This window comes from Halomonas sp. IOP_31, from assembly GCF_021151495.1.
GTDB classification, from domain to species: Bacteria; Pseudomonadota; Gammaproteobacteria; order Pseudomonadales; family Halomonadaceae; genus Modicisalibacter; species Modicisalibacter zincidurans.
This window is the reverse complement of sequence record NZ_JAIRBP010000013.1, coordinates 17,583-30,204: the sequence shown is the minus strand read 5'-3', so window position 1 is coordinate 30,204 and position 12,622 is coordinate 17,583. Positions and strand designations below refer to the sequence as shown.

Genomic DNA, 12,622 nt, shown 5'->3' with positions numbered 1-12,622 from the left:
CGCCGAATTAGACGTGAGCCATGCCTGGCGCACCACGAACCAAGCCACACGCTCGCGTGTGGCTTGGTTCGTTCGCAGACACTCCTGGTACGGAGACGCTCCTGGTGCGGAGACGCTATAGCTTGTCAGCGATGCGCGTCTCAGCGTAACGAGGTCCATAACACCGGCGCACCGGGTAGCTGGAAATCGATGGCCATCATCACGCTCAAGGCGGTAATGGTGAAGATCGAGAAGATGAAGACCTTCTTCGCCCATGCCTCGTCGTTGGTCGTGCGAAAACCGGCCAGCGCCATGTACAGCCAGTAGCCGCCCATCGCCGCGGCGACGATGAGATAGCCATAGCCCGCATAGCCGGCGACGCTGAGCAGCAGCGTCGCCGCGAGGAACGCGACGATATAGCCGGCGATATAGTGCTTGGCGGTTTGCACACCTCGAATGACCGGCAGCACCGGAATCGATGCAGCGCGATAGTCCTTGAAACGGAAGATGGCGATCGCGTAGGAGTGCGGCATCTGCCACAGGCAGAAGATCAGCAGCAGCGTCAGCGCACCCAGGTCGAACTCGTTGCTGACCGCGCAGTAACCGACCACCGGCGGTGTCGCTCCCGACAGGCTGCCGATCAACGTACCGTACTCGGAGTGGCGCTTCAGATAGAGGCTGTAGGCGCCCACATAGATCGCGAAGCCGATCGCCGCGAACAGCAGGGCCGTCGGCGTGGTGCCGATGTACAGCACACCGAAGCCGGCCAGCCCCAGCAACGTGGCGAAGACCAGCGTCGCTCGGGGCGACACCAGCCCCTGAACCAGTACCCTGTCCTGGGTGCGCTCCATCAGCCGGTCGATATCGCGATCGATATAGTTGTTGAACGCACAGCCGGAAGCGATCACCAGCGCAATGCCCACCACCGTGGCCAACAGGAGCACGAAGTCCACGTTGCCCTGCGAGGCCAGGAAGAAGCCCCCGGCCACGGAAATCAGATTGCCGAAGATGATCCCGGGCTTGGTGAGGGAAACAAACGCCCTGGCTTTCACCTGAAACGACTTACCCACCGAGCATCACGTTCGCATGCAATTGGCGCATGATCCATATCGAACCGCCGACAATCAGGATCAGGATCGCCACGGTGAAGACCAATGTCGCGAGTTTCCAACCCTCGTCCGCCTTGGCGTTCAGGTGCATGAACAGCACCAGCTGCACCGCGATCTGGAACACGGCCGTCACCAGGATGGTGAGCACCGTCGTCAAGGTACTGAAAGCGCCTGTCATGACGAGCGCGAACGGTATCGCGGTCAGCACGAGAGAAACGATCAGACCGATCACATAAGAACGCACACTGCCATGACTGTGCTGATCGTGAGAGGCTTGTCCGCTCATATCAGGACTCCTATCAAATAGACCAGGGAGAAAACGCAGATCCAGACGATATCCAGGAAGTGCCAGAACAGACTCAGGCACATGATCCTCGATCGTGTCATCTCGTTCAGGCCCTTGGTCTGCAACTGGACCAGCATCACCAGGATCCAGATCAGACCAAAGGTCACGTGCAGACCATGGGTCCCCACCAGCGTGAAGAAGGCCGACAGGAAAGCGCTGCGATCAGGCCCAAAGCCCTCGAGTATCAACTCCGTGAACTCGTAGAGTTCCAGGCCGATAAAGCCGGCGCCCAGCAGGAAAGTGGCCACCAGCCAGACCTTGACCTGCGATACACGGTCGGCGTTCATCGCCAGCACCGCCATGCCGAAGGTGAAGCTGCTCACCAGCAGCAGAAGGGTGTTGACCAGGATCAACGGCAGATTGAAGATCTCGTCCGGTGTCGGGCCGCCCGCCGTGCCCGAAAAGAGCACACCATAGGTGGCGAACAGCACCCCGAAGATTACCAGGTCGCTCATCAGATAGACCCAGAAACCAAACTGCTTTATCTCTGAGGCATCGTGGTGCTCATGCCCGGACTGGGCATGAGCGTCGTGCTTGTTAAGAGTATCGGTTGCCATGATTACGCCTGCACCCCCAGGTTATCATCCTCGTTACGGGCATCGCTGCCGGCATTGACAAGTCGTGCATGGTGCTCTTTCTCGATCCGCTCGACTTCCGCCGCCGGAATGTAGTAGTCAATGTCGTCATTGAAGACCCGCATCATGAAGGCGATGAACATGCCCGCGGCACCCACGCCGACAAGCCACCATATATGCCAGACCAACGCAAAGCCGAAGGCGATACTGAACGCGCCGATGATCGGGCCCGCCGCCGTATTTCTGGGCATGTGAATATCTTCATAGGGCGGTGCTGACTGCTCGAACTTGCCGTGCTTCTTGAGTTCCCAGAAAGCATCGCGAGATTCGACATGCGGCAGATGCGCGAAGTTATAGTGCGGCGCCGGTGACGATGTCGCCCACTCGAGTGTCCGGCCATCCCACGGGTCGCCGGTGATATCCACATTCTTCTTGCGATCGCGAACACTCACGACGAACTGGATGGCGGTGCAGGCGATGCCCAGCAGGATCAGTATCGCCCCCACCCAGGCCACGATAAAGTACGGCTGCCAGTCGGGATTGGCGTAAGACTGCATGCGACGCATGGCACCGAAGAAGCTCAGCACGTAAAGCGGCATGAAGGCCACATAGAAACCGGTGATCCAGAACCAGAAGGAACGCTTGCCCCATTTTTCGTTGAGCGTGAATCCGAAGGCCTTCGGGAACCAGTAAGTCATCCCCGCCATCATGCCGAACACCACGCCACCGATGATGACGTTATGGAAGTGGGCGATGACGAACAGGCTGTTGTGCAGCACATAGTTGGCCGCAGGAATCGACAGCATCACACCGGTCATCCCACCGATGGTGAAGGTAATGATGAAGCCGATCGTCCACAGCACCGGTGACGTGAACGACAGCCGGCCACGGTACATGGTGAACAGCCAGTTGAAGATCTTCACCCCGGTCGGAATGGCGATGATCATCGTCGCGATCCCGAAGAAGGAGTTGACATCGGCGCCCGCGCCCATGGTGAAGAAGTGGTGCAACCAGACAGTGAACGACAGAAAGGCAATGACCGCTGTGGCCCAGACCATGGTGGTGTAGCCGAACAGGCGTTTCTTGGTAAACGTCGCGACGACCTCGGAGAACACCCCGAACGCCGGCAGAATCAGGATGTACACCTCAGGGTGGCCCCAGGCCCAGATGAGGTTGACGTACATCATTATATTGCCGCCCATGTCGTTGGTGAAGAAATTCATCCCCAGGTAACGATCAAGGGTCAGCAACGCGATGGTCGCGGTCAGAATCGGGAAGGACAGAATGATCAGCACGTTGGTGGACAGCGCTGTCCAGGTGAAGATCGGCATGCGGAACAGCGTCATGCCTTTGGTGCGCATCTTGAGAATGGTGACGAAGAAATTGATACCGGTCAGCGTGGTACCGATTCCCGATATCTGCAGCCCCCATATCCAGTAATCGACCCCCACGCCGGGACTGTACTTGATCCCCGACAAGGGCGCGTAGGCCAGCCAGCCAGTCTTGGCGAACTCACCGACGAACAGCGAGATCATGGTCAACGCCACACCGGCGATGAACAACCAGAAGCTCAGGTTGTTCATGAACGGGAAGGCGACATCGCGCGCACCGATCTGCAGCGGCACCACCAGGTTCATCAGGCCGATGACCATGGGCATGGCGACGAAGAAGATCATGATCACGCCGTGGGCGGTGAATATCTGATCATAGTGCTCGGGAGGTAGATACCCCTCGGCGCCGCCGGCGGCCATGGCCTGCTGGGTACGCATCATGATGGCGTCGGCAAACCCCCGCAGCAGCATGACCAGGGCCACCAGGAAGTACATGATACCGAGCTTCTTGTGATCGACGGTGGTCAGCCACTCCGACCACAGCCATTTCCAGCGCTTGGTGTACGTCAGCCCGCCAAGGATAGCCAGGCCACCAAGCGCGATAACGATGGCGGTGACCACGAGGATTGGCTGATCATAGGGAATATCGTCAAGACTCAGTTTTCCGAACATAATGTTACTCCGCTGCCTCCGCGCTCATGGATGCCTCGCCATCACCGCCGTTGTTTCCACCCGCCTCACGTCCAGCGTTTTTGAAGCTCTCGACGATATTGCGATAGAGCTCGGGCGATACGTCGGAAAAATAGAGCACCGGAACATTGGTTGACGGTTCCGCCAACGTCGGGTACGTGTCGTTGAATGTAAGCGACTTGGGCGCCTGCTTGACCTTGTCGACCCAGGCTTCGAACTCTCCCTGGGGCATTGCCCTTGCGTCGAAGAGCATCTTCGAGAAGCCGGCGCCGCTGTAGTTGGACGACCTGCCATCATAGACACCCGCCTCACTGGCGATCAGGTTGACGTCGTTGTCCATGCCCGCCATGGCGTAGATCTGACTACCCAGGGCGGGTATGAAGAACGAATTCATCACTGACCCCGAAGACACATGGAAGTGAACGGGCACGTCGACGGGAATGGCCACCTCGTTGACCGTGGCAATATCCTGCTCGGGGTAGATGAACAGCCACTTCCAATCCAGCGAGACGGCCTGGATCTCGAGCGTCTCGGCCTTTGTCCCGAGTGGCTTCTGTGGCGCCAGCGAGTGCGAGGTTTTCCAGGTAATGATGGCCAGGATCAGGATGATCACGCTGGGTATGAGCCAGACGACGATCTCTATCTTGTTCGAGTGGGCCCAATCCGGCGTGTACTTGGCGGCCAGATTGCTGGCGCGGTAACGCCAGCCGAAGACGACGGTCATCACGATGACCGGAATCACCACGATCATCATCAGCAAGAAGGCCGTGATGATCAGTGTCTTCTGCGCTTCCCCGACGGGGCCCTGCGGATCCATCAGCGCCGAGCTACAGCCACTCAACAGCACTGGCAGCAGCAATAGCGGCAATCTAGTTAAAATGGGGGAGTATTTCTTTTTCCTCATCTCTCGACCTCGTCAGAGCATGGAGACGACCATCGGCAACAGGTGCGCCAGGAACACGACCCTTGCGTGCCGTCGGCACGACGTTGTTGCCAAGGTGCCTGTCCGGTGCATACCGCAGACCGCCTGGGCACTGCTGGGCAGTGGCTGATTAGAAATGACGCGCTGGCTCGATAATCCGGCGTGGACTGGACTCGGCAAGCATGAGCGACATGCTAGCCCACACACCGCGAAACGCGGACATTGTGCTCGAATCGAGCACTCATGAGAAGGGACGATTTGCCGCAGGGTTGCGCGCCTTGACAGTCACGCAATCCTTTGATCTGGATCAGGGCCACTGCTGATTGGCAACGGAGTCAGCGACGACGCTTGTCTGGCGATTGCCGTATTTCCGTCCAGATAAACAGGATGGCACCCACAACAATCCACACGTCCGCCAGGTTGAACGACGGCCAGTGCCAATGAGCGTAGTGAAAGTCGAGAAAGTCCTCCACGTAGCCCAAGCGTAAGCGATCCATGACATTGCCCAACGCCCCGCCGAGGATGACGCTGAGCGCGAGCCGATAACTCAGTATGCGCGGTGAGCGCCAAAGCCAGTACACCAGCAGCACCGAGATGACAAGAGCCAGCCCGATTAAAAACGTCTGCTGCCAGCCACCGGCATTCGCGAGAAAGCTGAACGCCGCGCCGGGATTATGACGATGAGTCCAGTTGAAAAAGGAGGTGACAGGGACATTTTCTCCATACGCGAGCATGACCCTGGCAAGATACTTGCTTGCCTGGTCCACCAGCAGTAGCAGCAGCGAGAGCCACAGCCAGTGCATGGCCCTTCCCGGCTCGCGGCCTTGCTCCGCAGCCTGCTGGCTATAAGTGGCCATATCCCCTTTTCCTCCTGATTCAGATCTAGACCCTGCTCGCCGCGGAGCGGCAAACCTCATATATCCGAGCGATGATGCCCGCGGATTCGGCTGACCAGGAGCACGCCTAGTCCGAGTGCGATCAGGCCGAGCACTGGCCAGTCACGCCAACGCACGTAAGGGGTCGCGCCAGTGCGCGGCGTAACCTCGGCGTTGAGGGTGGCCACTTCGAATTGCGGCGCACGCTTGACCACCTTGCCTTCATGACTGATGGCTGCAGTGACACCCGTATTGGTAGCCCTGAGCAGATCACGTCCGGTTTCGATGGCCCGCATGCGCACCATCTGGAAGTGCTGGAGGGGGCCAAGCGAGCGACCGAACCAGGCATCGTTGCTGATATTCACCAACAGCTGCGCTTCGGGCAGCAGCTCGGTGACCTCGGCACCAAAGATTGCCTCGTAGCAGATGAAGGCCCCGACGGGTACTCCTGCCGCTTGCAGCACAGGCGCCTCCCGGCCCGGCGTGAAATCGGACATGGGCGCCCCGAGCACGTCGAGGGCCGACCCCAACAAGTTCCGAAATGGTACATACTCGCCAAAAGGCACCAGGTGGCGCTTGTAGTAGAACCCCGGCGGATCGGAGAGGCTGACCACGGCGTTGTAGTTGCGGCCATCCGCCTCGCGTACCGGAACACCTACCATCAGCGATGTGCCGGCCTGGTCGGCGAGTGCCTCGAGTCCCGCCAGATACTCTGTGGCCTGGTCATACCATACCGGAATCGCCGCTTCCGGCCAGATCACGATATCGGCCCCGAGTTGCTGCTCGGTAAGCGCCTTATAGCGTTCAAGCGTGACATTCCGGTAATCCGGGTCCCATTTCTTATCTTGCGCCATGTTCCCTTGCAAGAGGGCCGCATCGATCGGCTCGCCGGCTGGCTGCGTCCACTCGCGGTCCAGCAGTTGCAAACCGGCGAGAACGGCGGCCAACACGCCACCGACCAGCGTAACACGGCGCAGGCTGGGGCCCAGCACGATCCAGGCAAGCCCGCCGGCGAGCAATGCCACCAGAAGACTTACCCCAAGCACCCCGAACACCGGCGCGATGAGCGCCAGTGAAGTATCGGACTGGCTGTAGCCGACAAACAACCAGGGAAAGCCGGTCAAGAACCAGGTGCGCATCCATTCACTCAGTACCCATGCCGCCGGCAGCCCTAGCCACAGCGCCATTCCATCCATTTCAGGACACAGGCGGCGCACGAGATACACGGCAAACCAGGGGAAGAGGGCGAGTAGCGAGACGAAAGCCGCCGTGGCCAGCATGGCCACCACGGGGCCATTGCCGTATTGGCTGATGCTGACAAAGACCCAGGAAACACCGACGCCGAAGTAACCAAGGCCGAAGAGATAGGCCGACCACAACGCCTGGCGCCTCGAAGGCTGCGCGGCCAGGGCAAAAAACGCAGCCAGCGCGATCACCGCCAACCACGCCCAGCCCACAGGGGCAAAGGCAAGCGGCAGGCTGCCCCCTGCCAGCAGTGCCAGCAGCCCTTTCAGCAGCGGCCTGTCGCGCACGCCCGTGTAGAGGCCAGAGAATAACGCGCGGTTATCGTCAGCCATTCTCGCCTCCGCAGACAAGACCTATCCTGTCACTCATGCTTCTGCTCCGCTTGATCAAATCCCGTCAACTCATTCGCTCGGCTGTCCGGAGTGGCTGCGTAATGTCGCAGCGAGGGCTGTTGCGCCAGTGCATCACCTTCGCGTCAGTCGACCCTGGTCGTGCTGCAGCGCCATCGCGGCACATCAGCCTTGTGGCAAGACCCCTTCCAGGCCCGCTGAGACCAGAACGAACAGCACGAAGCCACCCACGAAAGCCAGCGGCGAGGCGTGGGTGTCGTCGACGCTTTCATGAGCCTCGGATATCATGTCCTCGATGGCGGCAACCGTAAGAAGGCCTGCGGTGAATGTCAGTGCCGCGAACTTGAACGCCTCCGGTTGGTTTCTGAGCACGAAATAGGCAAAGACGGCTGCCGAGAGAGCGGGAATCGCAAAGGAGGCAGAAAGCAGCAGGCGCTTGCTGCGCGGAAACCCCTTGTCCTTCATGTTGGCAATTGCCGTGAAGCCCTCGGGAATATCCGCGAGGACCTGGCCCACCGCCAGGATCAAGGCAACCGACAGCGAGACCGCCGACCCCGCTCCGACCAGCAGGCCGTCGCCGAACAGGTCGATGGACACGGCGATATAGATCATCCAGACGCTCGTCTGGTCGCTATCTCCCTGCTGGTCTTGCCGCCCTTGAATGGCCTCGACGAGTTTCTCGATGCCTATATAAGCAATGCCGCCCAGAGCGAAGGAGAGCGCAATCAGCCAGGCTGAGAGGCTCTCCAGTACACGCGGCATGATCTCCACCGCCACCACCGCAATGACCAGGCCGGCGGCGCCATGAAGGGCGTAATTGAGACGCCCCCCGGTCGTCCGCGAGAGCTCTGCAACCAGCCCGCCACCGAAGTTTCCCAGCGCTGGAAGCAACGCCAGGCCAAGCACCATCCAAATGCTATCCATGATCACCTTCCCTGGTTCGATGTCTAGCTATCCGCCTTCAAGCGCTTGCCGGCGAAGCGGGCGGGGCCGAGCTTTCCGGCGACACCTTGACGGAGGCTCCACCGCCGCGTGTCGGGCCCTGTCGATTCTCGAAGCCTAACAGACGCAGCGCATTCAGTGTCACCAACACGGTGGCGCCGGTATCGGCCATGATGGCTACCCACAACCCGGTCAGGCCAAACATGGTCGTCAACAGGAAGACCGCCTTCAGGCCCAGCGCGATGGTGATGTTCTGGCGAATGTTGTTCATGGAGGCGCGAGCCAGACGAATCATGGTCGCTATGTCGGTCACGCGATTCCGCAACAAGGCCCCGTCGGCCGTTTCCAGGGCGACATCGGTGCCCGACCCCATGGCCACGCCGACGTGGGCGGTGGCCAGCGCGGGTGCGTCGTTGATCCCGTCGCCCACCATGATCACCCGGTCCGCAGCGACCATTCCCTTGATTGCCGTGACCTTGTCGTCAGGCAGCAGCCCCGCCTGGAACTCGATGCCCAGCGGATCGGCAATGGCCTTGGCGGTACGCGGATTGTCCCCGGTCAGCATCACCGAGCGGATGCCCAGCGCCTGGAGGTCCTTGATGCCCTGGGCGGCATCGGCACGCGGCTCGTCGCGCATGGCGATCAGCCCGATGATTGCACCGTCCTGGAACACCACCACGGCGGTCTTGCCCTGTTCCTCCAACGCTGCGAGACGCGCCTTCAGAGCCTCTGTCAGGACACCCTGCTCTTCGGCGTAGCGTGGCGAACCCACATAGCTGCGATGGCCGTCAACGCTTGCCTCGACCCCATGGCCGGCGATGACGCGCGCGTCCGTCCCTTGCGAAAACGTGATATGACGCGCTTCGGCATGGTTCAACACGGCTTCGGCGAGTGGATGGCTGGAGCCGGCCTCGACGCTGGCGGCCAAGGCAATGACGTCGGCTTCTTCGCGGTCATCAGATGCCGCCATCACGTCGGTAACGACCGGCTTCCCGGCGGTCAGGGTGCCGGTCTTGTCAAAGGTCACGAGGCTGGCCTTGGCGGTGGACTCGATCACCGCACCGCCCTTCATCAACAGCCCGCGGCGTGCCCCGGTGGACAGCGACGAGGCGATCGAAGCCGGCACCGAAATCACCAGCGCACACGGGCAGCCGATCAGCAACAGCGCCAGCGCACGATAAACCCATTCCCCCCAGACGCCGCCGAAAAACAGCGGTGGAATGATCGCAACGAGTATCGCGACACCGACCACAGCAGGCATATAGATACGGCTGAAGCGATCAATGAAGCGTTCGGTGGGCGCACGGGCTTCCTGTGCTTCTTCCACCAGGCGAATGATCCGCGCGATGGTATTGTCCTCAGGTGCCTTGGTAACCTCGATGCGCAGCACGGCATCATTGTTGATCGATCCGGCAAACACCGACTCGTCCGTGGTCTTGCTCTTGGGCACCGATTCGCCGGTCACCGGCGATTCATCGATCGACGACGTTCCTTCGATGATCTGCCCGTCGGCGGGAATCCGGTCGCCGGGTCGCACGACGACGACCTGACCGATCTTCAGATTCGCGGCATTGACCTTGCGGGTCGCCCCCTGTGCGTCTTCGACCAGCGCCGTCTTGGGCACCAGGTCGCCCAGCGCGCGAATGCTCGAGCGGGCGCGATCCGCCGCTACCCCTTCAAGCACTTCGCCGACGGCGAACAGGAAGACCACCAGCGCCGCTTCCTCGGCGGCACCGATGAACAGCGCGCCCCCGGCGGCGATGGTCATCAGCATTTCGATGGTGAACGGCATGCCCGCGCGCGCGGCAGCGAAGGCACGCTGCGTGACCGGGACCAGCCCGACCAGGCAGGCCAGGACGAAGCCCCAATAAGCCAGCGACTCCGAGACCACCAGGCGCACCGCCACGGCAGCCAGCAGGACGGCCCCGGTCATGACCACCAGCCGGCCCTTGCCATGCTGAAACCAGCGCTTGGGGGGTGCCGATGCCGCCTCGGCGGCGCCCTCGTCAGCGGTGGTGCTGGCGCCATTCGAGCCATTACCGGTTGTGGCGGTGCGCGGCGTCACACTGTAACCGAGCCGCTTGACCGACTTCTCGACGCTGTCCGGCGAGGTCTGCTGCTCATCGAGCTTCAGCGTGAGCGTCTCGTTCATCACCGACACCTTGACATCGGAGACACCCGGGAGTTTCTCCACACCGCCCCGGATTTTCGCCGCGCAACTGGCACAGTCCATGCCGCCGACCTTCCAGCTGAGCGCGCCCTCGGTATCGGCCTCCTCGGCTGTCGCCATCGTCACATCGTGGTCATGGTCGTGATCATGTCCATGACAGTGGGCGTGGTCGTGGTCGTGGTCGTGGTCGTGGTCGTGGTCGTGGTCGTGGTCGTGGTCGTGGGCGTGGTCGTGGGCGTGGTCGTGGCTACCGTCACAGCTGCCGTGTGAATGACTCTCGTCCGGACCACTGTCCTGTCCGGCGGCAGCGGGCTTGAACTGGACGCCATAGCCAAGCCGCTTGACAGTCTTCTCGACTTGCTCCGTCGAGGTTCGTTGCGTGTCCAGCCCAAGCGTCAGCGTTTCCTTCATCACCGAAACCTGAACGTCGGAAACGCCTTTCAGGCGTTCCACCGCACCTCGGATCTTGCCGGCGCAGCTTGGACAGTCCATGCCCTGAACGGTCCACTGGTAGGTATTGTCGGGTTGCTTGCCAACTTCAGCCGTCATGAAAATCACCTCGAAATCATTGATCGAGTCGACTCTAAACCCTCTAGTGGCTACAGGATCAAGGCGTACCGTCTTGCTGCCATGCGCGCACTGACAAAGCCGCTGCCATCCAAGGAGTCCGACAGCCTGCTGAATGCCTCTACACGCTGAAATTTAACTTCCTTTGAGGCCTAATGGGCGAGCCTCGTCGTCATTGACGCGTGACGAACCGTTCGAGCTGACAAGACGTTAACAAAAGGAAGCCCCATGACCATTATCATGAGCCTGGTCGGGATGGCGGTACTGATTCTGATCGCACTGCTGTTTTCCAGCAACCGACGCGCCATCCGGCTGCGTACCGTGGGTGGCGCCTTCGTCATCCAGGCCAGTATCGGCGCCTTCGTGCTCTATGTGCCGTTTGGCCAGACAGTGCTCAAGACCATCTCCGACGCCGTCAACCAGGTCGTGCAATACGCCGACGACGGCATCAGCTTTCTGTTCGGCAGCCTCGCCGACCCCGGCAGCGGCGTGGGCTTCATCTTCGCCATCAAGGTACTGCCGGTGATCATCTTCTTCTCGTCGCTGATCGCGGTGCTCTATTACCTGGGCATCATGCAGTGGGTGATCCGCCTTCTCGGCGGCGCGTTGCAGAAGGTGCTGGGCACCTCGCGGACCGAGTCGATGTCGGCCACCGCCAATATCTTCGTCGGCCAGACCGAGGCGCCGCTGGTGGTGCGTCCGTTCATCGCCAACATGACCCGCTCCGAACTGTTCGCGGTGATGTGCGGCGGACTGGCCTCGGTGGCCGGCTCGGTGCTCGGCGGCTATGCCGCGCTGGGCATTCCCATGGAGTATCTGGTTGCGGCCTCGTTCATGGCGGCCCCGGGCGGTCTGCTGTTCGCCAAGCTGATCATGCCCGAGACCGAAAAGCCCAACGACGACACCCAGCAGGTCGAGCAGATCGAGGCCGAGGACAAACCCTCCAACGTGCTCGACGCCGCGGCCGGCGGGGCGTCCTCGGGGCTTTTGCTGGCCGCCAATGTCGGCGCCATGCTGCTCGCCTTCATCGCGTTGATCGCACTGATCAACGGCCTGCTCGGCGGCATCGGCGGCTGGTTCGGCATGGATAGCCTGAGCCTGGAGATGATTCTCGGCTGGCTGTTCGCGCCGCTGGCCTTCCTGCTCGGCATTCCCTGGGACGAGGCCATCGTCGCCGGCTCGTTCATCGGCCAGAAACTGGTGGTCAACGAGTTCGTCGCCTTCATCAATCTGGCCCCCTACATCGAGGGCGAGCAGATGGTGGCATCCACCGGCCAGGTGATGAGCGAGCACACTCAGGCGGTGCTGTCCTTCGCGCTGTGCGGTTTCGCCAACCTGTCGTCGATCGCCATCCTGCTTGGCGGGCTGGGCAGCATGGCCCCCAACCGCCGCCACGAGATCGCCAGCTTCGGCCTCTTGGCGGTGCTCGCCGGCACGCTGTCCAACCTGATGTCCGCGGTGATCGCCGGGCTGTTCATCAGCCTGGCCTGAACCACCGCCGGGGTCGGCGGATCGGGCGCC

10 protein-coding genes are annotated in these 12,622 nt (G+C 61.2%); 1 reads left to right on the top strand and 9 read right to left on the bottom strand.

From position 1 onward, the window contains the following. Positions 1-140: 140 nt before the first annotated feature. From cyoE to K7I12_RS08700, 9 genes are all read right to left on the bottom strand, one after another. Complete coding sequence (cyoE, locus tag K7I12_RS08740) at positions 141-1,049, bottom strand: heme o synthase (RefSeq protein WP_331460580.1); 909 nt, start codon at positions 1,047-1,049, stop codon at positions 141-143. Continuing rightward, on the bottom strand, positions 1,042-1,374 hold the full coding sequence (gene cyoD, locus K7I12_RS08735) for a cytochrome o ubiquinol oxidase subunit IV (RefSeq protein WP_031384265.1): 333 nt from the start codon (positions 1,372-1,374) through the stop codon (positions 1,042-1,044). Before cyoD ends, cyoE begins: the two co-directional genes overlap by 8 nt. Next, positions 1,371-1,991, bottom strand: coding sequence for a cytochrome o ubiquinol oxidase subunit III (gene cyoC, locus K7I12_RS08730; protein WP_231663915.1), 621 nt, complete (start codon positions 1,989-1,991; stop codon positions 1,371-1,373). Before cyoC ends, cyoD begins: the two co-directional genes overlap by 4 nt. Before the next feature lie 2 nt (positions 1,992-1,993). Beyond that, a complete protein-coding gene (gene cyoB, locus K7I12_RS08725; RefSeq protein ID WP_231663914.1) occupies positions 1,994-4,012 on the bottom strand; it encodes a cytochrome o ubiquinol oxidase subunit I in 2,019 nt (672 codons plus the stop codon). A 4-nt stretch (positions 4,013-4,016) separates the two neighbouring features. Further along, complete coding sequence (gene cyoA, locus K7I12_RS08720) at positions 4,017-4,934, bottom strand: ubiquinol oxidase subunit II (protein ID WP_031384268.1); 918 nt, start codon at positions 4,932-4,934, stop codon at positions 4,017-4,019. Positions 4,935-5,287: 353 nt separating this feature from the next. Further along, positions 5,288-5,809 carry a signal peptidase II gene (lspA, locus tag K7I12_RS08715; protein WP_269438610.1) on the bottom strand — a complete coding sequence of 174 codons (522 nt, stop codon included), beginning with the start codon at positions 5,807-5,809 and terminating at the stop codon, positions 5,288-5,290. Between the two features lie 56 nt (positions 5,810-5,865). After that, positions 5,866-7,404, bottom strand: coding sequence for an apolipoprotein N-acyltransferase (gene lnt / locus K7I12_RS08710; protein ID WP_231663911.1), 1,539 nt, complete (start codon positions 7,402-7,404; stop codon positions 5,866-5,868). Positions 7,405-7,587: 183 nt separating this feature from the next. After that, positions 7,588-8,346 carry a ZIP family metal transporter gene (locus K7I12_RS08705; protein WP_231663910.1) on the bottom strand — a complete coding sequence of 253 codons (759 nt, stop codon included), beginning with the start codon at positions 8,344-8,346 and terminating at the stop codon, positions 7,588-7,590. A gap of 37 nt (positions 8,347-8,383) precedes the next feature. Next, on the bottom strand, positions 8,384-11,083 hold the full coding sequence (locus tag K7I12_RS08700) for a heavy metal translocating P-type ATPase (protein WP_231663909.1): 2,700 nt from the start codon (positions 11,081-11,083) through the stop codon (positions 8,384-8,386). Positions 11,084-11,329: 246 nt separating this feature from the next. Between K7I12_RS08700 and K7I12_RS08695 the strand changes: the two genes are divergently transcribed. After that, positions 11,330-12,592 (top strand): NupC/NupG family nucleoside CNT transporter, encoded by a 1,263-nt coding sequence (locus tag K7I12_RS08695; RefSeq protein WP_231663908.1) that lies wholly within the window; start codon positions 11,330-11,332, stop codon positions 12,590-12,592. The last annotated feature ends 30 nt before the right edge of the window (positions 12,593-12,622 follow it).

What these genes read in the sequence shown, in the direction of transcription:
- lspA (WP_269438610.1), bottom strand. Translation starts at nt 5,809, where the DNA reads ATGGCCACTTATAGCCAGCAGGCTGCGGAGCAAGGCCGCGAGCCGGGA.
- K7I12_RS08700 (WP_231663909.1), bottom strand. Translation starts at nt 11,083, where the DNA reads ATGACGGCTGAAGTTGGCAAGCAACCCGACAATACCTACCAGTGGACC.
- lnt (WP_231663911.1), bottom strand. Translation starts at nt 7,404, where the DNA reads ATGGCTGACGATAACCGCGCGTTATTCTCTGGCCTCTACACGGGCGTG.
- cyoD (WP_031384265.1), bottom strand. Translation starts at nt 1,374, where the DNA reads ATGAGCGGACAAGCCTCTCACGATCAGCACAGTCATGGCAGTGTGCGT.
- cyoB (WP_231663914.1), bottom strand. Translation starts at nt 4,012, where the DNA reads ATGTTCGGAAAACTGAGTCTTGACGATATTCCCTATGATCAGCCAATC.
- cyoC (WP_231663915.1), bottom strand. Translation starts at nt 1,991, where the DNA reads ATGGCAACCGATACTCTTAACAAGCACGACGCTCATGCCCAGTCCGGG.
- K7I12_RS08695 (WP_231663908.1), top strand. Translation starts at nt 11,330, where the DNA reads ATGACCATTATCATGAGCCTGGTCGGGATGGCGGTACTGATTCTGATC.
- cyoA (WP_031384268.1), bottom strand. Translation starts at nt 4,934, where the DNA reads ATGAGGAAAAAGAAATACTCCCCCATTTTAACTAGATTGCCGCTATTG.
- K7I12_RS08705 (WP_231663910.1), bottom strand. Translation starts at nt 8,346, where the DNA reads ATGGATAGCATTTGGATGGTGCTTGGCCTGGCGTTGCTTCCAGCGCTG.